The sequence below is a fragment of the Hyphococcus flavus genome, assembly GCF_028748065.1.
GTDB classification, from domain to species: Bacteria; Pseudomonadota; Alphaproteobacteria; order Caulobacterales; family Parvularculaceae; genus Hyphococcus; species Hyphococcus flavus.
Genome location: NZ_CP118166.1, coordinates 1,570,543 through 1,592,436, shown reverse-complemented (window position 1 = coordinate 1,592,436; position 21,894 = coordinate 1,570,543). Strand labels below are relative to the sequence as shown.

At 55.0% G+C, this 21,894-nt stretch carries 22 protein-coding genes; 13 read left to right on the top strand and 9 right to left on the bottom strand.

The genetic code is table 11. The features are described 5' to 3' along the window. Positions 1-192: 192 nt before the first annotated feature. Positions 193-1,611 carry a metalloprotease TldD gene (gene tldD / locus PUV54_RS07750; protein WP_274495050.1) on the top strand — a complete coding sequence of 473 codons (1,419 nt, stop codon included), beginning with the start codon at positions 193-195 and terminating at the stop codon, positions 1,609-1,611. Between the two features lie 5 nt (positions 1,612-1,616). Here tldD and PUV54_RS07745 read toward each other — a convergent pair whose 3' ends face one another. Beyond that, positions 1,617-2,237, bottom strand: coding sequence for a hypothetical protein (locus tag PUV54_RS07745; protein WP_274495049.1), 621 nt, complete (start codon positions 2,235-2,237; stop codon positions 1,617-1,619). 165 nt (positions 2,238-2,402) lie between these two features. Here PUV54_RS07745 and PUV54_RS07740 point away from each other — a divergent pair, with 165 nt between their 5' ends. After that, positions 2,403-2,966 (top strand): TetR/AcrR family transcriptional regulator, encoded by a 564-nt coding sequence (locus tag PUV54_RS07740; protein WP_274495048.1) that lies wholly within the window; start codon positions 2,403-2,405, stop codon positions 2,964-2,966. A 48-nt stretch (positions 2,967-3,014) separates the two neighbouring features. Here PUV54_RS07740 and PUV54_RS07735 read toward each other — a convergent pair whose 3' ends face one another. Beyond that, positions 3,015-4,163: a sugar-transfer associated ATP-grasp domain-containing protein gene (locus PUV54_RS07735; protein ID WP_274495047.1), complete on the bottom strand. Its 1,149-nt coding sequence runs from the start codon at positions 4,161-4,163 to the stop codon at positions 3,015-3,017. 121 nt (positions 4,164-4,284) lie between these two features. On the opposite strand from PUV54_RS07735, the gene gluQRS reads away from it, so the two are divergent. Next, positions 4,285-5,142, top strand: coding sequence for a tRNA glutamyl-Q(34) synthetase GluQRS (gene gluQRS / locus PUV54_RS07730; RefSeq protein ID WP_274495046.1), 858 nt, complete (start codon positions 4,285-4,287; stop codon positions 5,140-5,142). Here the strand turns inward: gluQRS and PUV54_RS07725 are convergent. Both PUV54_RS07725 and PUV54_RS07720 read right to left on the bottom strand, forming a co-directional pair. Beyond that, positions 5,131-6,123 carry an aldo/keto reductase gene (locus tag PUV54_RS07725; protein ID WP_274495045.1) on the bottom strand — a complete coding sequence of 331 codons (993 nt, stop codon included), beginning with the start codon at positions 6,121-6,123 and terminating at the stop codon, positions 5,131-5,133. The genes gluQRS and PUV54_RS07725 overlap by 12 nt on opposite strands. A gap of 88 nt (positions 6,124-6,211) precedes the next feature. After that, positions 6,212-6,823 carry a DUF1287 domain-containing protein gene (locus PUV54_RS07720; protein ID WP_274495044.1) on the bottom strand — a complete coding sequence of 204 codons (612 nt, stop codon included), beginning with the start codon at positions 6,821-6,823 and terminating at the stop codon, positions 6,212-6,214. Between the two features lie 127 nt (positions 6,824-6,950). Between PUV54_RS07720 and PUV54_RS07715 the strand changes: the two genes are divergently transcribed. Together PUV54_RS07715 and PUV54_RS07710 are read left to right on the top strand one after the other, a co-directional pair. After that, a complete protein-coding gene (locus PUV54_RS07715; RefSeq protein ID WP_274495043.1) occupies positions 6,951-7,373 on the top strand; it encodes a hypothetical protein in 423 nt (140 codons plus the stop codon). Positions 7,374-7,501: 128 nt separating this feature from the next. Beyond that, positions 7,502-7,927 (top strand): YccF domain-containing protein, encoded by a 426-nt coding sequence (locus PUV54_RS07710; protein WP_420797947.1) that lies wholly within the window; start codon positions 7,502-7,504, stop codon positions 7,925-7,927. Here the strand turns inward: PUV54_RS07710 and PUV54_RS07705 are convergent. Both PUV54_RS07705 and PUV54_RS07700 read right to left on the bottom strand, forming a co-directional pair. Further along, positions 7,924-8,409: an NfeD family protein gene (locus PUV54_RS07705; protein ID WP_274495040.1), complete on the bottom strand. Its 486-nt coding sequence runs from the start codon at positions 8,407-8,409 to the stop codon at positions 7,924-7,926. The genes PUV54_RS07710 and PUV54_RS07705 overlap by 4 nt on opposite strands. Positions 8,410-8,461: 52 nt before the next feature. Then, a complete protein-coding gene (locus PUV54_RS07700) occupies positions 8,462-9,415 on the bottom strand; it encodes an SPFH domain-containing protein (RefSeq protein ID WP_274495039.1) in 954 nt (317 codons plus the stop codon). 249 nt (positions 9,416-9,664) lie between these two features. Between PUV54_RS07700 and PUV54_RS07695 the strand changes: the two genes are divergently transcribed. Beyond that, positions 9,665-11,440: a hypothetical protein gene (locus PUV54_RS07695; RefSeq protein ID WP_274495038.1), complete on the top strand. Its 1,776-nt coding sequence runs from the start codon at positions 9,665-9,667 to the stop codon at positions 11,438-11,440. Between the two features lie 121 nt (positions 11,441-11,561). Then, positions 11,562-11,765, top strand: a complete 204-nt coding sequence (locus tag PUV54_RS07690) for a twin transmembrane helix small protein (RefSeq protein WP_274495037.1) — start codon at positions 11,562-11,564, stop codon at positions 11,763-11,765. A 98-nt stretch (positions 11,766-11,863) separates the two neighbouring features. On the opposite strand, the gene PUV54_RS07685 is transcribed toward PUV54_RS07690, so the two are convergent. Continuing rightward, positions 11,864-12,346 carry a YbjN domain-containing protein gene (locus tag PUV54_RS07685; RefSeq protein ID WP_274495036.1) on the bottom strand — a complete coding sequence of 161 codons (483 nt, stop codon included), beginning with the start codon at positions 12,344-12,346 and terminating at the stop codon, positions 11,864-11,866. 192 nt (positions 12,347-12,538) lie between these two features. On the opposite strand from PUV54_RS07685, the gene PUV54_RS07680 reads away from it, so the two are divergent. The 6 genes from PUV54_RS07680 to PUV54_RS07655 all read left to right on the top strand — a co-directional run bounded on the left by PUV54_RS07680 (position 12,539) and on the right by PUV54_RS07655 (position 18,240). Next, entirely contained in the window at positions 12,539-13,288 is a 750-nt protein-coding gene (locus PUV54_RS07680; protein WP_274495035.1) for an electron transfer flavoprotein subunit beta/FixA family protein, read from the top strand. Continuing rightward, positions 13,289-14,221, top strand: coding sequence for an electron transfer flavoprotein subunit alpha/FixB family protein (locus PUV54_RS07675; protein ID WP_274495034.1), 933 nt, complete (start codon positions 13,289-13,291; stop codon positions 14,219-14,221). Positions 14,222-14,366: 145 nt separating this feature from the next. After that, the gene (locus PUV54_RS07670; protein ID WP_274495033.1) at positions 14,367-16,409 is read left to right on the top strand and encodes an alpha/beta hydrolase family protein; all 2,043 of its coding nucleotides are present in this window, start codon (positions 14,367-14,369) and stop codon (positions 16,407-16,409) included. A gap of 77 nt (positions 16,410-16,486) precedes the next feature. After that, on the top strand, positions 16,487-16,957 hold the full coding sequence (locus PUV54_RS07665; RefSeq protein ID WP_274495032.1) for a DUF1203 domain-containing protein: 471 nt from the start codon (positions 16,487-16,489) through the stop codon (positions 16,955-16,957). Positions 16,958-17,076: 119 nt separating this feature from the next. Further along, entirely contained in the window at positions 17,077-17,955 is an 879-nt protein-coding gene (locus PUV54_RS07660; RefSeq protein WP_274495031.1) for a 3-hydroxybutyryl-CoA dehydrogenase, read from the top strand. Between the two features lie 81 nt (positions 17,956-18,036). Beyond that, on the top strand, positions 18,037-18,240 hold the full coding sequence (locus tag PUV54_RS07655) for a dodecin family protein (protein ID WP_274495030.1): 204 nt from the start codon (positions 18,037-18,039) through the stop codon (positions 18,238-18,240). A gap of 28 nt (positions 18,241-18,268) precedes the next feature. On the opposite strand, the gene PUV54_RS07650 is transcribed toward PUV54_RS07655, so the two are convergent. Both PUV54_RS07650 and PUV54_RS07645 read right to left on the bottom strand, forming a co-directional pair. Next, positions 18,269-20,074, bottom strand: a complete 1,806-nt coding sequence (locus PUV54_RS07650; protein ID WP_274495029.1) for a hypothetical protein — start codon at positions 20,072-20,074, stop codon at positions 18,269-18,271. 131 nt (positions 20,075-20,205) lie between these two features. After that, positions 20,206-21,873, bottom strand: a complete 1,668-nt coding sequence (locus tag PUV54_RS07645; protein ID WP_274495028.1) for a hypothetical protein — start codon at positions 21,871-21,873, stop codon at positions 20,206-20,208. Positions 21,874-21,894 lie beyond the last annotated feature (21 nt).

The window sequence follows — 21,894 nt, the reverse complement described above, 5'->3', positions numbered from 1 at the left end:
CGCCAGCATGCATAACGCTCTGAACCCGGCGTGGCATACGCCCGCCCGAGGTTGAACGTCAAATATTTCGCCGCCGCTTATAAGCCTCATGACCGCGCCCCGTCATCGCGCATGAAATGGAAAAATGGTCGCAGGAAGCCGCCTGTTTCCGAGGCATTGCTACTGACATGGGGGACGATTAAATCTCCTCTCATGACAGATTCATATTTTTTCTCCCGCACCGATCTCGACCGAAACAGGACCCAATCCATCCTCGATAATGCGCTGATGGGCGCAGACGACGGCGAGCTTTACCTGGAATACGGGCAGTCGGAGGCTTTTGTTTTTGACGATAATCGCCTGAAAGCGGCGAATTTCGATGTTACCCAAGGCTTCGGTTTGCGCACGGTTTGCGGAGAATCAACCGGTTACGCCCATGCATCGGAGCTTTCGGAAGCTGCCCTGAAACGCGCTGCAAGCGCCGTTCAAGCGGTAAAGTCCGGCGCCGGGGGGCAAATCGCTGACGGCCCGTCACGCACAAACGCCAAGCTTTACCCGGACGAGAACCCGCTCGGCGATATGGCCTTCGAGGCGAAAACCAAGCTTTTGGAGGAAATCAATGACTACGCACGCGCCAAGGACCCCCGTGTCCGGCAGGTTTCCTGTTCGCTTTCCGGCTCGTGGGAGGCGATCGAAATCATCCGGCCCGGCGGCGAAATTATACGTGATTTCAGACCTTTAGTGCGCCTTAACGTCTCCGTGACCGCTGGCGAAGGCGACCGTCAGGAAAGCGGCTCCTATGGCGCTGGCGGCCGGGAAGGCTATGCCCGCTTCATTTCGCCTGATGCCTGGCAGGGCCAAGTGGACGAAGCTTTGCGCCAGGCGCTGATCAATCTTGAGGCGGAGGACGCCCCCGCCGGAGAAATGGAAGTGGTGTTGGGGTCTGGCTGGACCGGCGTTCTCCTGCACGAAGCAGTCGGGCACGGCCTTGAGGGCGACTTCAATCGCAAAAAGACGTCTGCTTTTGCGGACCGGCTGGGCGAGCGCGTGGCGGCGCCGGGCGTCACGGTGATTGACGACGGCACGATCTCGGGTCGGCGCGGATCGCTCACCGTTGATGATGAAGGAACGCCGACATCGCAAACCGTGCTGATCGAAGACGGCATTTTGAAAGGCTATCTGCAAGACCGGCTGAACGCGCGCCTCATGGGCATGCGCGCGACGGGCAACGGCCGGCGTGAAAGTTTTGCGCATCAGCCCATGCCGCGTATGACCAACACATTCATGACGGCGGGCGATCATGACCCGGAAGAAATTCTGAAATCCGTGAAGGACGGCATATACGCCGTTAATTTCTCCGGCGGGCAGGTTGATATCACCTCGGGCAAGTTCGTCTTCAACTGCACCGAAGCCTATCGCGTTAAAAGCGGCAAAGTCGGCGCCCCTATCAAAAACGCGGCGCTGATTGGCGACGGGCCAAGCGTGCTGACGAAAGTCTCCATGGTCGGAAACGACTTTGCACTCGACCCCGGCATTGGCGTCTGCGGCAAAGCGGGACAGGGCGTGCCGGTTGGCGTCGGGCAGCCAACCATCAAGATTGACGCGCTGACTGTCGGCGGCGCAGGCGGGTAACCGTTTCAGATTTTTCCCTGCATTAACCGCATGCCAACAATCGCGGCGAAGGCAGCGTGCGAGGCGTAAACCAGCGTAGCGCCATGCACGTCCATGACAACCAAGCCGCTGGCGAGCAAAAGAGCAGGCACGGCCGATAACGCAAGCCCAATAAGTCCAACAATCCGGTTTCCGGTGCCGCTTGTTAGCACAAAGCTCACAGCCCAGAACAAAATCGCCAGCGAAGTCGCAAATACACCCCACACTGACAAAGTCTGATTGACCGCGCGCAACAACGCGAACGTTTCGGTAGTGAGCGACGAAGACTCATTAAGAGCAGGGATGATGAAACCGCTGACATTGGCGGCGCCAAACACAGCCATGAGATTAAAGAGAAACGCGACAAGCCCCGCCGCCACAAATCCTTTGCCAGCGCCGCGCCTTACAGCAAATATTATATAGCCAAGGAAAATAACGCCCTGCAGCGATATCAGGACGGCATGCGTCACACGCGCCGTGTCAGCCTGCGTTGCAGATGTCGGATGATGGCTCATGCCAAGGACAGTGAGAAAGGCTGCGGCGATCATTACGCCGCCTACGATGATTTCACTTATGCGAGACATATGAGCGGAACTTTCCTGAGACATGTGCGTTTGATCCTCACAAGAATATGGGCCCGCGCCATGCGCGCGCGGTCGTCTGGTTTGTTTTGGATATTTTAGATACTTGATTTAAATGTGATACGGATTTTCTTATTGAATTGTCCGATACCGGACAACGCTGTCAATTTGTCCGGAAACACACAGAGTGCCATGGCGGAAAAAACCGAAGACAGACGCAAGACCCGCACGCGAAATGCTTTATTGGCTGCGTTCAACGATCTTATTCTCAAAGGACGGAAAAAAACGATCGGCATTTCAGACGTTATTGAAAAAGCAAACGTTGGGCGCTCAACCTTTTACGAGCATTATTCAAACGCCCAAGACCTTCACATGCAGGCGCTTGCTCGACCACTGTCAATTCTCGCGGACGCCGCCACTGGTCAAGGCGACACAGCAAAACTACAAAAACTACTAGAGCACTTTTGGGAAAATCGCCAACGCGCCCGCGATACGTTTTACGGACAAAGAGATCAGGTCGGCCGTTTGCTAGCCGGGCAGATTGAGGAGCGTCTGGAAGCGTCCGGGCAAGATTCGGTGCTTCCAAGAAAACTTGCTTCAATGCAAATTGCTGAGAGCGCCCTCGCCGTCATCCGGGGATGGATCGGTGCTGAAGCCTCCTGCGATGTAGAAACGTTGGCGATCTCGATTACGCGTACCACCAATGACCTACGCCATAGTATCGCCCGATGTGACCCGCCAAGCGAGGGTAACTGAGCACATCCTTAGTTGATGTAATGTCTGATTCGCCCGCTAGACGCGGTTTTATTTAAGATTCAAGAGTTTCTTCGCTTCCTTCAACGCTTTTGCGTTTGACTTAGAAGACGTGTTGACGTTCAGGCACCATTCCAGAAACGACCGGAATTCCGGATCAAATACGCCTCTCCCGTTTGCAAGCTGTATGATATTGAAGTTTCCGCCCGGATTGACTTCGAGCAGCTTTGGCCCGTCTGGCGTCAATGCGATATCCCAGGATTGAAGATGCAGGTTCGGATAAAGCACCGCAGCTTCGCATGCGAGTTTTTTCGCCTGTTCAATATCCGGCATATGAACGCCTTCGATTTGCGCATTTGTGTCTGGATGAATCAAAACGCTTTCCGAAGTCACGCCCACACCGCGCTGCGCCGCGCCCAGAACGCCTGTTTCCACATCCACTGGCGCAACAAGATTTCCGCAGCGGCGGAAATTGTCGACCTGGTTATCGCCGGCGGGAAAGCGTGCAACGATGCTTTTAACAACAGCGCCATTTTCGCCGAGCAGCGTCAACACTCTTAAACTCGCCACGCGACCTTTAGTGATTTTCGAAATGACGTCATGCGGCTTCAACATTTCCTGAAAGACGTAGCCGCCAGCATCAAGATACGCCGCTACCTCGGAGACAAGGTCTTTAATGCTGATCTGGCTATCGCCAGCGACAAGCATCCCCTCTTCACGTTGTAGAATGGTTACGGCGCCGTCTCCGTGAGAGGCTCTGTTTGGCTTGCCGAATACAGGAAGCGGACAGGTTTTGAGGAACGCGTGTATTTCTTCTTGGGAGGCTAATTGCTGCGCGCCTTCAATAGTCTGCATCTTGTGCACGACAGCCCGCAACGCCGGCGCTGGAAGGTTCGCCTTTGCGGCCGCTTCTGCAAAACTGATTTTGTCGTCGGCCGCATCCCATCCGCGCAAGTCATTGGCGACGTAAAACGCCGCCCGCGCCCGATGATCACCCATAAAGGCGCTGTAATCCGTATGTGGACGATTATAGAGACCAAAAAACAGGTATTCTTCAAAGCTCATGCCCGTTCCCGCCGAACGAAGCGCCAGAAAATCGGATACCTGTTTCATGAAACTCGCCCCATGACGGGTCTGAGCGATTTTCATGTCGCGCATCAAATCAACATCGTAAGGAGCGGCTTTGTTCGCGAGCGCCATATGGCGATCTCCCTTTCTGACTGGACAAATGTTGGGCGTGCGAACGCTATGAACTTATGGTTAACGGGTGATTTACATATTGCCGCTTACCCCTGTCGCCGCATCGCGTTATGACGGCTGAATGAATGAATTCATCACACGGTTCGCCCCTTCGCCGACGGGGTTGTTACATCTCGGCCATGCCTATTCAGCGCTTGTCGCATATCAGGCTGCGCTTGAAGCGGGCGGACGCTTCATTCTGCGTATCGAAGATATAGACCTCACACGCTGCAAGCCGGAATTCGAAAAAGCGATTTACGATGACCTCGAATGGCTTGGCCTTGATTGGGAACAGCCTGTGCGACGGCAAAGCGATCATTTCGCTGACTATGCGCGCTTGCTTGACCAGCTTATTGAGAAAAATCTCGTCTATCGCTGTTTCAAAACCCGCAAGGAAGTCGCTGACGAAATCGCCCGGGCGCCGCACCTCTCGCCTGATGGACCGGAAGGACCTGCCTATATTGGCGCGCCGCTTCCCGCCGACGAAGAAAAAAAGCTGATTGACGAAGGCGCGCCCTACGCCTGGCGCCTGTCCATGAATGCGGCGCGAACAAACCTCGGTGCGCAATTCGAAAAGCTTTCATTTATTGAAGATCACTTCGGGATCCGTGAACAAGTAAAGGCGACGCCGGAGATTTTTGGCGATGCCGTGATTGCGCGCAAGGACAATGGGACAAGCTATCATCTCGCATCGGTTCATGACGACGCCCTGCAGGGTGTCAGCCATGTCATTCGCGGCGAGGATCTTTATTACGCGGCCCATCTGCACCGGCTGCTGCAAGAGCTGTTAAATCTCCCAGCGCCTCTTTACCGCCATCATAAGCTGATTACTGACGGTCAGGGCAAACGGCTCGCCAAACGCGACAAGGCGGCGACGCTTCAGGCTTTGCGCCAGTCCGGCGTAAAGCCTGGAGACATTCGACAACGATTAGGCGTTTAAAGTCGAAGACGTTGTTTCCGGGTACCGGTGCCCGGCGACTTCATCGACGGGCACCGCCTCTTCAATGGCCTTTAGATCATCGGCGGACAGCGTCACGTCCAGTGCGCCGAGGTTCTCCGACAGACGGGAAAGTTTCTTCGTTCCCGGTATCGGGATGATATCATCGCCTTTCGCCAACACCCAGGCGAGTGCTATCTGCGCAAGGCTGGCGTCTTTTTCTTTGGCAATGGCGGCGAGGCGATCAACCAAAGGCAAGTTTTTTTCTAGCGCCCCGTCGGCAAAACGTGGATTGGCTTGCAACCGGTAGTCGTTGCCGACAAAATCCTTTTCACTGCGAAAAGCGCCGGTCAGCAATCCGCGCCCGAGCGGCGAATAAGCGACAAAAGCAACGCCAAGTTCGCGGCACGTAGGAATGACCTCAGCCTCCATTTCACGCGTGACTATCGAGTATTCCGACTGCAGCGCTGCAATGGGATGCACGTCATTTGCCTGTTTCAGAGTCTCAACGCTGACTTCTGAAAGACCGAGTGCGCGGACCTTTCCTTCCTTCACCAGTTCCGCCATGGCGCCGACTGAGTCCTCCACCGGCACGTCACGGTCACGGCGATGCATGTAATAAAGATCAATGACGTCAACACCGAGCCGTTTCAGCGATGCGTTACATGCTTCCTTGATATATTTCGGATCGTTAGAAAGCCCTAGCCAAGCGCCGTCTTCGCCGCGCTGAATGGCGAACTTCGTGGCAATGACCGCCTCATCGCGATGTTTTTTCACAAATCCGGAAAGCTGTTCTTCATTGCGTCCGCTGCCATACATGTCTGCGGTGTCGAAAAAATTGACGCCTCGTTCCAGCGCGCTTTCCAGCAATTGTTCAGCTTCGTTGTTTGATAAAGCGTCGCCGTAAAATTCCGCGAGCCCCATGCAGCCGAAACCAAGCCGCGATACTTCGAGGCCTGAGCGGCCCAAAGAAACCTTGCGCATTATGCATCTCCTGAATGTAGTGATTACGAAACGCTTTTAACGATAAGATTCGAGCAAGAGCAACTCTTGAAAACAGGCGCTTTTGTTCCTATGTATCAGTATCGAAAATGGCGTCGCTCATACGATAGTGACCCGTCATCGGCCAATCAAACAAGACATCTTCGAGCTTCGGCCCCGCGCCGATATTGTGCACAACCATGGGGCGGCCTGTTCGTCCGATTCTGTCCGTCACAATGCCAATATGCGGCAACCACCCTGCATCCCCCCGCAAATTCCACGCGACGATATCGCCGGGCAAATATTCGGAAGGGTCGTCGCTTATCGCGATGCGCGCGCCTTTCCGTGTAAGGAATTTTTCAAGATTGGGGACACGCCGGTGATCAATGTTTGTATCGGGGCGCGTAAGACCCCAATGTGTTGGATAGGCGCTGAAAGCCGCCGCCATGTCTTCATGTACGAGTTGTTGCAAATCAATTTCGAGCGCCCTCAACGACCGCACAACAACATCAGCGCACACGCCGCGATCGGGCGCCACATCGCCCATGGGATATGACATACGCACGTATGCGTTATCATAGGTGATGCTATATGAAGTTCGCTCAATCGCCGCCCGCGCCAGACGCTCGCCAAATGTCTCGGCATGAACCGGAACGGCTACGAATGCGCTCCAAAATATTGCGGCGGCAAGTGTTATTCTCATACGTTCATTTCAGCCCACAAATGCGGCGTTGGCATGGCAAGGCGCGAAAAACGCCTCAGATTGTGAAGTGACCTGAGCCGCACTGGGCGGTAAAAGGGCTGCGGCATTCAACAAAGGGGCGCATTTCATGAAAGCCGGACTTCTTTTCGCATTACGCACATCAACTGGGCTACTGCTTATTATCTGGGGCGTGCTCAGAGTCATGTCGACAGATACGGCTGTGCGCCTGTCTGAGACCTACTATTCCGGCATGCTCAGCACCGAGGCGCTGATATTGCCGCTTGCTTACGGCCAGATCATTCTAGGCGCGCTTGTGATCCTTGGGCTGTTTCGCGTTATCATCTACCCACTGCAGGCGCTGGTGCTGGTGGGCGGCGCTGTCGCAATATGGAAGTTTCTCGCAGACCCGCTGGGTCTTTATTTGCTCACAGAGGAAACCCGGAAAATTCTGTTTTTCCCCTCCACTACCGTCGCCGTCGCATCACTCATCATCATTGCGTTCAAGGAATACGACGCTTTTTCGCTCGATCGTATGTTCTCAAGGCGATGATGAACTTGATCGGATAAATCGAGCGGAATCTGCGGTGAAACTGATGGCGCCAGCGCGCTCGGCCCCTATATCTAGCTGGTAAGGAGGCGCCCATGTATCCCGACCATCCGTTGAGCGATGAACGCTCCATGTCACCGATCGCATTGATCCTGAATATTCTCTGGCTTGCCCTTGGCGGCGCGTTTGCTGCGATTGGCTGGTTTGTCGCCGCACTGGTCATGGTGATCACGATTATCGGCATTCCCTGGGCGCGTGCTGCATTCGATAATGGCGTTTACACGCTCTGGCCGTTCGGGACGAAGCCATACGGACGCGCATCGCTTTATGGCGAGGATATCGGCACTGGACCTTTAGGGTTCCTTGGCAACATCATCTGGTTTGTTCTGGCTGGATGGTGGCTGGCGCTTGGCCATGTATTCGCTGCGATAGCGCTCGCCATCACGATTATCGGATTGCCTTTTGCGTGGGCGCATCTGAAACTTGCCGGTTTCGCGCTCTGGCCCATTGGCCGCACGCTGGCGCACAGCGAATTGCGACGTCGCGCGTATTATTAAACAGCACTAGCGTCAGCAGCCTTCACGAACAGCTTCGTGCCTTCTGCGCGGGTGACGACGACTTTTGTTCCTTCTGCCAGGTCTGTTCCCTCATCGCATTCGGCGAGCCATAACGTATCACCGAGCCGCACCTTGCCCGCGCCGTTGCTGAAAGTTTCATCGACAGTGGCGCGCCGTCCGATTTTTTGCGCGCCGCGTTCGTTCAGGGTCTGGTGATCGGCTTGTGTTTTGTGCAGCCACGGCTTCACGCGCGACGGCGCCCACCAAGATAATGCTACCGTTACAGCAGCAAAGACGATCAGTTGTAGCTGCCACTGCCCATTGAACGGCCCGAGATCGAGAAAGCCCGCAGCGAATGCGGCAATCGCCGGCCAGAAAAAGTAGGTTGAGCCAGTCATGAGTTCGATAATGAGAAGAACGACGGCGAATACCCACCAATACCAAAAGGGCATTTCCACAAGAAAATGAATAATGCTTTCCATAATATTCCCCTGTTGCGCGCCGGCCCCAAAGGCGGGGCCGGCAAACCATAGTTTAAGACGCGCTTGGCACTGAACCGTTTGCGCGGCGCGTCTGATTGTTTTCAAACGCCTCCTTGGCGAGCGTGCCGACCCCGGCGATTGTGCCGACCAGCGCGCTCATGTCAGCGGGCAGAATAAGCGTTTTTTGCTGCGGCGATATCGCCAGCTTTTCAAACGCCTTCACATAATCCTGCGCCACGAAGTAATTGATGGCCTGTACGTCACCGGCGGCGATAGCTTCAGAGACCATGCGCGTTGCTTCTGCTTCGGCTTGCGCTTCACGTTCTCTCGCTTCGGCGTCGCGGAACGCCGCTTCCTTGCGCCCCTCGGCCTCGAGAATGGCCGCTTGCTTCTCGCCTTCAGCACGCAAAACGGCGGATTGCTTTTCACCTTCTGCTTGCAGGATTTCCGCACGCTTCAAGCGTTCGGCTTTCATTTGCCGCGCCATGGCTTCGGTAATATCTGCTGGCGGTTCGAGATCCTTTATCTCGACGCGAGTTACTTTCACGCCCCATGGCTGCGTCGCCGCATCGATAACACGCAACAAGCGTTCGTTTATGTCGTCGCGGTTCGACAGCACCTCGTCAAGATCGAGCGAACCAATCACGGTACGGATATTCGTCATGGCGAGGTTAGAGATCGCACGTGTCAGGTTATGAACCTCATAAGCCGCTGCGGCCGCATCCATGACCTGGATAAACGCAACTGCATCGGTCGATACGTTCGCGTTATCGCGGGTGATGACTTCCTGTGCAGGAATATCCAGTACCTGTTCCATCATGTTCATGCGACGGCCGATACGATCAAAAAACGGTATCAGGAAATGCAGGCCCGGCTTGATGGTTTTCGTGTATCGCCCGAACCGCTCCACAGTGAACTCGAACCCTTGCGGCACTACCTTCATTGTGTTGAACATTAAAATGATGGCCAGGACGACAAGTCCCGCCAGAAATAATTCAAAGCCCATAAATAAAATCGCCTCCCTTTTTCAGCCCATGGTTGAAACATTGGGACGCCGGGCTCGCGCCGCCAGACTTGAAAATCCAAATTTTTGCACTAGGCAGTTGATATTCAACGATTTTTCGGTCGCTTTTCGCGGTGAGAGGCGTTTTTTCCCTTCGTCGCCCGGCGGCAACGGAACGCCGAAAACTGATTTTCTTTCCGCGTTAGCCCCCTACCGAGTCGGTTAACCCCGCGTTAAAAAGGGTGCATGGGTGTGTTGCGCGGACTCTTGTTGGGGATGGGGGCCGCCGCCGGAATGGCGGCGATGACGCCTGTTTTTGCAACCAGCGGGCACGCCAGCGAAATTCCCGAGGCGGTCAACACGGGAACACGTTGGGAAGTTTACAAGACCCATTGGTCGGAACAGGACGAAGCTGGTTACGCCGCCTTCGTGCAGTCGATCGGCCGTTCCGATTGCTCGTCGCTTGACGCGTGCCTCAAAAGCGAGGCTAACCCCTATCGCTCGAGCGTCGATCCCAACCTCCCGGGGGACTGCGCCGACATGGCGTATGTGCTCCGCGCTTATTACGCGTGGAAGAACGGGCTGCCGTTTTCCTATCAAAACGCCATGCGCACGGCAGACGGCAAACGAGAAGATTTGCGCTACTCCACCGGCGGCAATGCTGTGGCCGGCCGGCGCCAGATTCGAAATTACGTCACGAACGCACCCGCCTTTATCGCCCGCATCGGCGGCGAGGTTTCCACCGCGATGTTCCGTACACACCCGGAAACAGGCGGCGGACGCAGTCATGATGATTTTTATCCGGTTGAGATTTCCCGCGACACAGTCAAACCCGGCGTTCTCGCCTATGATATTTTCGGTCATGTTGGCATTGTCTACGAGGTTCTCGACAATGGCCGGGTATTGGTTGTCGCATCGCACCCGGACAATTCCGTCACCCGCACAGCTTACGGGCCGAATTTCATGCGCTCCAAACCTGAACTTGGGGCGGGGCTCAAAGCATGGCGGCCAATCTATGTAGACGGCGCCAAGATAGATGAAGACGGCTCCCTGCTTGGCGGCGAACTGCGCGCGGTTTCTAATGAAGCCATTGTGGGCTATTCGCTGGAGCAGTATTTCGGCAACACGCCGCACCCTTCCGGCATCTGGCATTATGGCGAGTTTCGCTATCAAAACCGCACATTGAAATATTACGACTATGTGCGCCGAAAACTCGCGGCCCCAAGTTTTGCCTATGACCCGATTGAAGAGTTGCGCTTTGGCCTGCAGACCATTTGCGGCGACATCAAATCGCGCAAAGCCGCTATTGACGCTGCCTTTTTTGCAAAGGTCCATCTGAAGCCGCATCCGAACAAACTGCCGCCAAATATCTACGGCACGTTCGGCGAATGGGAGGAGTATTCAACGCCATCGCGCGATGCGCGCCTTAAAGTCTCCTTCATCGAACTGCGCCGCGATGTGCAGCTTCTTTACGAAGACGAAAAGAATGGCGTCCCCGGCGTTTCATACGACGGCAGTGACCTGGCGGGAGATTTGCTCGCCGCTTTTGAAGAAGAAAAGAACGCCTGCACCTACACTTATTGGCGGTCCGACAACACGCGCATGCGGCTCAATCTCGGCCACGCCATGGACCGGTTATGGGATATGTCTTTCGACCCATATCATTGTCCTGAACGGCGTTGGGGCGCATCAGGAACCGAGCTTGAAACTTGTACAGACAACGATGAAAAATCGCAGTGGTATAATGCGCAGCGGTTTTTACGATTTCAGGCGCGCCGCACCTATGACGTGCGCATGGACTTCGGCCTCAATGAACTTAAGCCGCCCATGATGGCGGCGCCAAGCGATGGCGGATTGGGCGTTGAGGCGCCGGCTGACGCCGACATTCGCGCCTACTTGCTGGGCTTATCCGGCGCTGTTGTGGCTCAGTCTGAAGAAGACGGTACGATCATTCCAATAGCCATTACTGATGACGCAGGCTCATTTTTTCCAGCCTGGCACCGCACTGGCGGCCATATCGAGCGTTAGGAGCCTTTGAACGCTGCCTGAGGCACGCTGTCGCGAGGCATAGCCACACAGGCTGGCGCGTCATATATTTGCTACAAATGAATATCGGCGCAGTGCGCTAAACAATGTATCGGAGCGCCCCATGGACGGCCTTGTATTCTTTCTCATTCCGCTTGGTCTCGCCGCGACAGCCATCATACTTGCGGTTGGACTATTTTCGCTAGCGAAAGGCGGCGCCTTTGCTAAGGAAAACTCCAACAAGCTGATGCGCCTACGCGTGATAGCGCAGGCCGTTACTATTGCTTTGATGATGCTTTTTCTTTGGCTGGTTGGAAAAGGGGCCTAGATCATCGGGCGATAAGGGGTACATCACCCGCTGATCTAGATTCTTAGTTGTCGCGCCGGATTTGTGAAAAACCGGATTCCACTTTTTGGCCGGGCGCTCTAAACCTCAACTTGCGGGTATTCGATAAATTCTACGAATTCTCGCAAGGCTGCGGCCCACAAATAAAATCCCTCTAGAAACACTGCATCATCGTTCGGCGCGCTAACAGAAACCACGTGGTCCAGGAATGGGTCTCTGCGTTCATCCAGAAAAGCACGGCCTGCAAGTTCTTCAGCATTCCATTTATTGATAAGTTCGATGGGAAAACCATTTGGCATGTCAAACCCCGCGATGAATAAAAATTCCGTGCACCGGCTTTTAGCGTTGCAGTTATAAGTTTCGACATCGAATTCCGTCCCGTCGATTTCACTGCGGAGCCAATCGGCGCCAGAGCCGGACATGTCAGAAACAGGCAATCCCTCCTTTTCAAGGATTCGCGCCACCTCCTGGATTGTCATGCCGCCCGAAGAATGGGCGTTCTGCGCTTGTAACGGCGTCGCCCAAAACAATATGAGCCCGACGAGTAGTCCGGCCATCCTCATTATTCGCACCTTCATCGTCAAAAACGCCCCCAGAGTACTCTTCTTATTCGGCGCCGCCAAGACGCCGCACGAGCGAGGCGCCCCAAGGCGTTGATCCGTGGGATTTGCGCGACTATTGTGCGCCGCGAAAGCAACCGTGCGCTGCATTTACAGCGCCATAAACAATCACAGCCCCTTGTGAGGAGCCCAAGAATGAAAATCCTCGTGCCCGTGAAACGCGTGATCGACTACAACGTCAAAGTCCGCGTCAAATCGGATGAGACCGGCGTTGATCTCGCCAATGTCAAAATGTCCATGAACCCGTTCGATGAAATCGCCGTGGAAGAAGCGGTTCGCCTGAAAGAGGCGGGAACGGCGGAAGAAATCGTCGCCATCTCTATCGGCCCGGAAAAAGCACAGGATCAGATCCGCCAGGCGCTGGCCATGGGCGCCGATCGCGGTATCCTGATCAAAACCGACGAGACAGTCGAACCTCTTAGCGTGGCGAAACTTCTGAAAGCTGTCGCGGAAGAAGAAAAGCCTGATCTCATGATCCTCGGCAAGCAGGCGATTGACGACGATTCCAATCAGACTGGTCAGATGCTTGCCGCGTTGCTCGGCTGGGCGCAAGGCACGTTTGCGTCGAAAGTCGAAAAGGACGGCGATAACCTCAAAGTTACGCGCGAGATCGACGGCGGCTTACAGACGATTTCAATCAAGCTCCCAGCAGTCGTGACGACGGACCTGCGCCTTAACGAGCCACGCTATGCGTCACTGCCAAACATCATGAAAGCGAAGAAAAAGCCGCTTGATGTTAAAGACATCGGCGACTTCAGCGTGGACATCACACCGCGTCTTGAAGTTGTAAAAGTCACCGAGCCGCCGAAACGCGAAGCTGGCGTCAAAGTGGAAAGCGTCGCGGAACTGGTCGACAAACTGAAAAACGAAGCGGGAGTTATCTAAATGGCTGTTCTTGTCATCGCCGACGTTCACGGCAATTCCATTGACGATTCCACCCACAAGACAGTGACAGCGGCGCAAGCTATTGGCGGTGATGTTGATGTTCTCGTCGCCGGCTCCGGCGCGGGCGACGCTGCTGCGGCGGCGGCGAAAATCTCTGGCGTCCGCAAAGTCCTTCACGCCGATGCTGAGCAATACGCCAACCGACTTGCGGAACCATTCGCTGATCTCATCATTTCGCTCGCAGGCGATTATGATGCGATCCTGAAAGCCGCGGCCACCACCGGCAAAAACGTCATGCCGCGCGTCGCCGCACTGCTGGACGTCATGCAAATATCTGAGATCGTCGCCGTCGAGGCGCCGGACACCTTCGTGCGGCCGATCTATGCCGGCAACGCCATGCAGACGGTGAAATCGAAAGACGCTAAAAAAGTAATCACCGTCAGGGCGACCTCATTCAAAGCGGCTGAAGAAGGCGGTTCAGCGGAAGTGACTACCGTCGATGCGCCTGCTGACCCGGGGCTATCATCCTTCGTCGGCGAAGAACTGACAAAATCCGAGCGCCCGGAGCTCACCGGCGCGAAAATCGTCATATCCGGCGGACGCGCGCTCGCATCATACGAAAACTTCGAAGAGTATATCTTTCCGATCGCGGACAAACTTGGCGCCGCTGTCGGCGCATCACGCGCAGCTGTCGACGCCGGCTACGTTCCGAATGATTACCAGGTCGGGCAGACGGGTAAAGTCGTCGCGCCGGAGCTTTACATCGCTGTCGGCATCTCCGGCGCGATTCAGCACCTGGCCGGCATGAAGGATTCCAAGGTTATCGTCGCCATCAACAAGGACGAAGAAGCGCCGATATTCCAGGTCGCTGACTACGGTCTTGTGGCGGACCTTTTCAAAGCATTGCCGGAATTGAAAGAAGCGCTGGGGTAACGACAATTTACTCCAAGGTAAAAAAAGCCCCGCGCATGCGGGGCTTTTTTGTTGTCTGTTTGCACCACAATTTCTCTATTTGACCTTGCCAACTGCTCATTATTTCGCAAGCCTGCCCTGAAGAATGAGTGTTGGGAGAAACGTTATGCTGCGTATGTTCGGTTTGCTGGCTCTGGCAATGAGCGTAAATCTCGGGGTGTCGGCGAACGACGACCTCCGGATGCTTACTGCGGAAGATGTCTTCGAACTCGAGTGGGCGGACGAGCCTCAGGTGTCGCCTGATGGCCGGCAAGCGCTTTACATCCGCCGCTTCAACGATGTGATGACGGACAGTACACGCTCGCATGTCTGGCTCGTGAACCTCGACGGCAGCCGGCATGAACCATTATTAGCGGATGCTGGGTCTTATAGCTCGCCACGCTGGTCCCCGGACGGAACGCGTATCGCTTATATGAAGAGCGAGACGGGACGCACGAACCTTTACGTTCATTACCTGGAATCAGGCCGGGAAGCCCTTATCGGCTCTTTCGAAGAAGGGCCGGGCGATCTCACATGGTCTCCCGACGGCGGCATGCTTGCTTTTTCAATGGCGGTAAAAAAGGAAAACGAAAGCCTAATCAGTAAACCAGCAAAACCGGAGGGGGCTGAATGGGCCGAGCCAGCCATCGTGATTGATCGCGCGCGCTATCGCACTAATGGCGACGGTTTTTTGGATCTCGCTTATGACCACATTTTCACGATCCCCGCTGAGGGCGGCACCCAACGTCAGCTTACATCTGGAGACTTCCATCATAGCGGGCCTCTGTCATTCACGCCGGACGGAGAAGAAATCCTGTTTTCGGCCAACCGGCATGACACATGGGAACTTGAAGCCCGGGAAGCAGATATTTTTTCCGTGAATGTGAGCTCTGGCGAACTCACTCAGCTCACAGACGATCCTGGCATGGAGACAAATCCCAAGATTTCCCCTAACGGACGGAACATTACTTTTCTTCAGACCAGCAATGACCCGGAACCCTTTGTGCCTACAGCGGTTTTTCTTATGAATGCCGATGGCGGCAATATAAAAGACCTGACAGGCGAACTGGATCGGCGCGCTGGTGATCTGCAATGGCTTTCTAACAGCGAGATCACCTTCACTTATCAAAATCGCGGCGAGAACATGATCGGCGTGGTCAACGTGAACGGAAGGCGGCGTATAGCCGTCGAGGGAATCGGAGGCACCACGATAGGCAGGCCATATGTCAGCGGCGCCTATGACGCGAGCCGAAATGGCGCGCTGGTCTACACCAAGGGCAGCGCCCACCGTCCGGCGGACCTTTACGCCTATAGAAATGGCAGAACACGGCGCCTCACCGAACTCAATGAAGATCTTCTCGCACATCGGGACTTGGGCGAGCTTCGTACGTTTACGTACGAATCTTCGCTTGACGGGCTTGAAATTCAAGGATGGATGATCACCCCGCCGGGATATCAAGAGGGCAAAACCTACCCGTTGATCATCGAAATTCACGGCGGACCGCACCTCGCTTATGGCCCGCATTTTTCAGCTGAACTTCAGCGCATGGCGGCGGCTGGGTATGTCGTGATTTACGACAACCACCGTGGCTCCATCGGCTATGGAAGTGATTTCGCTAATCTCCTGAAATACAAATATTCGAGCCCTGATGACTTTGCCGACCATATGTCGGCGGTAGACTGGGCGATCGAAAACGGCTTTGCTGACGAAAACAACCTGTTCATTGCCGGTGGTTCGGCGGGCGGCATCGCCACAGCTTATGCCATCGGCCTGACCAATCGGTTCAACGCCGCCATGGCCGCGAAGCCCGTGATTAACTGGGTGTCAAAAGTACTGACAGCGGACAGCTATATTAATCAGATTGCCACACAATTTCCCGGACCGCCCTGGGAAGAGCTGGAACATTATTGGCGGCGTTCACCGCTTTCGCTGGTAGGCAATGTTGAAACACCGACCATGCTGATTACCGGCGAAATCGATTACCGCACGCCAATTTCCGAGACTGAGCAATTTTATCAGGCCTTGCAGCTCCGGCGCGTGCCAAGCGTCATGGTCCGGATTCCGGGTTCAAATCACGGCATTGCCGGGCGCCCGTCCCGCCTCAATGCGAAAACCGATTACACGATTGCCTGGTTTGAAAAATATCGCGTGACAGAAAGGGAAGACTGATAATTCTTTCGCAAGAACCGGGTCGCCGATAGCGGTTACGAAAGGCATGAGGGTGCTTCTTGAAAAAGGAGCAACCCATGTCATTCACCATTACCGGCCTGGCCCCGGAGCAATTTCAACCGTTGTTTGAACTGTCGAACGAAGAACTCAAATCGCGGGGCGTCATCCGAAAAACTGCAGATACCAAGCCTGGCTTTCCCTGCCGGGTGACATTGGAAGACGCCGAGCCAGGCGAAACGGTTTTGCTGCTCAACTACGAGAGCCATAAGGCCGCAACGCCTTATCGTTCGTCTTATGCGATTTATGTCCGGGAGCACGCGAAAGCTGCATTTACTTTCCATAACGAATTGCCGCCGGTGATGATAAAGAGGCCGATAGCGCTGAGGATTTTTAACGCTGAAGGCATGCTGATAGGCGCTGATCTGTCATTCAATGACGATCTCAAAGCAAAAATAGAAAATGCCTTCACAATTCCGGAAGCCGACTATCTTCATGCACACAATGCCGCGCATGGATGCTTCGCTGCCGAGATCAGACGCGCTCGATAGCCCCTGAGCAGAACTTAAGCACGGACCTCCGCTGCGATTTTAGAGCGATCGGTCTTGTCCATGCTTATGTTGCGGTGCAGTATCCTGAGGGTATCAGGGAACCGGCATCGGAGCTTATCATGGGCAACATAAAAACCGTCGGCGTTATTGGCGCCGGCCAGATGGGCAGCGGGATTGCCCATGTATTCGCGCTGGCTGGTTACGATGTGTTCTTGAACGACATCAGCACAGAACAGATCGAAAAGGCGCGAAACACCATTGAGCAAAACCTTGGCCGGCAAGCCGCCAAAGGATCAATTGGCGACAACGACGCAAAGGGCGCCCTCAACAGGGTGATGCCTGCAACCGATATAAAAGACCTTTCGGGTTGTGATCTGGTCATTGAAGCCGCCAGCGAAGACCAGACGATCAAGAAAGAGATTTTTAAGTCACTCACCGGCGTTTTAAAAAAAGAAGCCATCCTCGCCAGTAATACATCATCGATTTCGATTACTGGCCTTGCTGCGGCGACGGATCAGCCTGAAAATTTTATTGGCATCCATTTCATGAATCCGGCGCCACTGATGAAACTCGTGGAAATCATTCGCGGTATCGCGACGTCAAAGGAAACGTTTGAAACGACGAAGGATGTTATCGCCAGCCTTGGTAAGACCATTGCTGTTTCAGAAGACTTTCCGGCCTTCATCGTCAACCGCGTGTTGATGCCAATGATCAATGAAGCGATCTATACGCTGTACGAAGGCGTCGGCTCAGTCGAAGCGATTGATACCGGGCTGAAACTTGGCGCTAATCATCCCATGGGGCCGCTGGAGCTGGCTGACTTTATCGGCCTCGATATTTGTCTGGCCATCATGCAAGTTCTTTATGAAGGGCTGGCTGACTCCAAATACCGTCCCTGTCCGTTGCTCGTAAAATATGTTGAGGCCGGCTGGCTGGGACGCAAAACAGGGCGCGGCTTTTACGACTATTCAGGCGATACACCTGCACCGACGCGCTAAAGGCGCATTTGCAACGCTAGTTTAAAAGCGCTCTAATTCCTCGCTGGGGCGAATTTAACAAAGACCCATGGAGGATAATATATGGCAGTTGCTCGCGTAACGGAGATTATCGCCGGTTCCAAGAAAAGCTTTCACGATGCGATCGAGAACGGAATCGAACGCGCAAATAAGACTCTCAAGCAAGTTGAAGGCGCATGGGTTAAGGATCAGTCGCTGATCCTCGACAACGGCAAGATCAAGGAATACCGCGTCATCCTCAAGGTGACATTCGTGCTGGACGACTAAGCCGTCTGACGCTCAAAGCGCGCGAAGGCTATTCAGCCGTGTGCGTTATGGAAAGATTCAAGACATCCGGCAGCGTTTGAGGCGCCGTCTGGCCAACTGACTGAAGCGTCATGAAGTCAACCGGCGTCTCAGGCGCTGCAACGATGTCGATCCGTCCGCCGCCAGCGATGAAATCCGCAACAGCGCCGGCATAGGATTCAATCCGCGGATTCATCTCACCGGCTTGCGCGCCAGTAAGTCGCGCCATGGCGGACATAGACTGACGCAGGTCAGGTCCGGTCATGCCCTGCTCCTCAGCGGCATAGGCGAAAGCGCGATCAAGAATGCCGCGATCGCCCAGTCCGAAATTAAAGCCTTGCAGTGAGATGTCGGTGACGGCTGCAGCCATCGGGGTGTCGTTGCGCGCCATGACGTCCCATTCAGCAAGGGTCGGGCCGCCAACGCTAATGCCCAGATCGTTTGTCAACAGATCGATCAGATCGCTTGATGTCGATACCGCTGCATCGCCGGTCTCACCATTCCAGCGCCAGGAGAAATCCATGTCGCCCGCAATACGCTCAAGGCCGAGCGCATTCATAACAGCAAACATCTCTTCGAATTGCGGCGCTGCTTCGGTCGAAAACCCAGGCGGCATGCGGTTTTGCATCACGCCGAACATCTGCCCGATTTCTTGTGTGTAACCGCTGTACACAACATCGTATTGAGCCGGAACCAACCAGTAGAAATCAGCGGCTGGAATTTCCGTTCTTTCAATTGATTGAATCAACTGTCCGTCCCAGCTTTCGCGGTAGCCGAGCATGGTCTGGGCGCCAAGGTCGATAAGATTCGTTTCAGTGATCGGCGGCAGCTCCCAACGAGCCAGCCAGAGCAACGCACCGCTTAAATCGGCCCCGCGCGCTTCAGTATAGTCGATTTCATAGGCGGTTGTTTCGCCTACCGCCGCCGCCGCCAGCATCGCCGTCGGGCGGCGCAAGACTTCGTTCATTGCTTCGCTGGGCGGCAGGTTCAGGATCTTGGCGTACGGCCCTTCAGCCCTTTTACCTTTGACTTTTTCCGAAACTTCAACGGGAACATCATCCGATGCACTGTGAATGAGGGCGGTGACGCCGCTTGCGCTTTGAAACGCGACCGCGCCCGCATCATAGCCACGAGCAAACGCTTCGGCCACGTCGACTTCAACACGCTCGCCGCTGCTGTTTGCAAGCCGTAGTGAAAAGTTTGAATAGGCCGCTCCGTCATAGGCGAATGAACCCATGACCGCCGCCATATTCCGGAGAATTTTCGACTCCTCTCCAACACCGGCTTTCGGCGCCAAGTTATAAGAGCGTGCAGCAAGGCCATCAATTACAAGCTTATCAAAGCTAATGGATGCGCTTTCAGACCCGCCATCCCATTGCATGCCTTCCGACCGCAACCCTTCCAAAGCGATGCGGTCAAACAACGACGCTTTAGCGGTATTGTTTGCGGTGCCGGAAAAGACCGCCGTCATGCTGTCGACATCAGCATCCCAGACCACTGCGCGATCAGCGAGAAAACCAAGCTCCGGTGCGGCGGCAAAACCGAACCGGAAGTTCTCAATGACCATTGCGCCCTGCTCAGGGTCAAACTCGGCAGCGCTGTAGGATGTTGTCAGCCAGGAAGGAAAAGCCGCAAGAAATGCATCAACATCGAACGGCTGGCCCGCCGCATAGGTATAGGGTGCGACGAGGAGGTCTTGGGCGGTTAAAGAGGGCGCCGTCGTGCTGGCGCAGGAGTGAGCGGCAAATATTCCGAATGTGACGCAAATGACATTCCGCACAGATCTCAAGCGAGACGGCGCAACCGCTTTTAGCATGATTTTCCCCTCGAACCCCTTTTCGGAGAACTGCACTCCGCTTGCCACCCGTGAGGACGAGCCCCGCCGCCCCCAAACTCATCACCGGCGCAAAGCCCCACACTTTGCGCCAGCGAGGTAACTGTAACCGCTTATTTCTTGTGCGTCACCTCTAGTTTCAGCAAATCCGGCATGGTTTGCGGCGCTGTGGTCCCCGTCTCCTGAAGCGTTGCAAAATCAACGGGCTCGGCCGGATCAGCCGTAATTTCAAGCGTGCCGCCCTCGCCCACAAAATCGGCGAGCGCGTTTACATAAGCGGAAAATTTGGGGTTCATCTGGGCCGCCTGCGCACCCGAAAGGCGGATCATGGCCGGAGCCGACTGGCGCAGATCAGCGCCAGAACCGCCCATTTGCAGCGCCGCCACATCAAAGATCGCGTCCAGCGCCTTTTTGTCTTCCAGGGTCAATTTGAAATTTTTGAACGCGCCAGTCGCCGCGAAAGGACTTTCGCCCGCCGCCTCTGCAGCCGCCATGTCATCAAGCTTGAGGCCGGAGAAGCCAAGATCGACAGCGAAATTCATGAAGCCCGGCGCGTTGGCCACATAGTCAAGATCCGCCATGCCCGATCTGTCGTCCCAGACCCATTGCGCATAGCCATCGCCTTTTAGCTTATCGAGGCCGTGCTTTTTCATCACGCCCAGCACTTCTTCTTCCGTATCAGGAACATAGGCGGTATAATCGAAAGACGCGTCTTTGGTGTCAACGCGAATGTTCGACGGGATCAGCCATTTGAACTCCGCCGCAGACATTGACGCTTCCTTGACGGTGCCGGCGAGTTTGCCGCCAATATAGGTTTCCATATCCAGCGCCTTCATAACGCCGAGGTCGATTAGGTTTTCTTCCGTCATTGGCGGCTTTTCATCGCGCAAGCCCCATTCAAGCAGTCCGGAAAAATCTATGCTTCGCCACTCGAAAGACGACATCTTTACGCGCTGGCTTTCCGGCGCGAGGAAACCGGCTAGCGGGCCGTTCAGGAACATCGCGCCCTGTGGGCCCATTACTTCGCGCATGGCGGCCCGTGATTCAGGCGTTTGCGCCATGGTGTATTCGAGATCGTTGGCGATAATCGCGTTCAGCTTTCCGCCGCCAAGGCCCACAATCCGAAAATCAGGGGCGGACATGACAACTTGCGGCGCCTCCGGCGAACTCATCTCAAAACTCATGTCCTTGAAATAAAGCCCGGCGAGATTGACGGCGTTGAAAAACCTGGCGCCGTCATCGCCTGTTCCGTCGCCCTTCGCGCCGCCCTGTCTGATCTGCAATTGATCGAGTTCAAGCCCGCCGATGGAGAGTTTTCCAGCCTCTTCCCCCTCTTCAAAACCTTCCGACGCCATGTTGAAAAAACGTACTTTGTCGAAGATTTTTTCAAACGGCGCATCTGTGGCCGCTTCTTCCGCCGAACTCACCCGCTCAATTGCTTCGAGGTCAACGCCATAGAACTCTGCCCGCTCAACGGTTACCGCTTCGCCGTCATTACCGTCAGCGAAACGCAAATTGGACACTACAGTGGCGCCAAGCGCATCGTCGAACGCCGCGCTTTCATATGTCGGACGGCTTGCTTCCGGCATTAACGCGAACAGCGCATCAATATCGACCGGTTCCGCGTCAGCGAGGGTAAAGCGTTTCTCAAGCGGCGACGCGGCGTTGACCTTCGCTGCCTGCTGGCTTGAAGGCGATGCTGGCGTGTCGGATTCTTTCTTACCGCATGCAACCAGCGCCAGCACGGCGGCGCCCGCCAGCAATGTTTTTGAGAATGTCATGAAATCAGCTCCCTCGAAGAA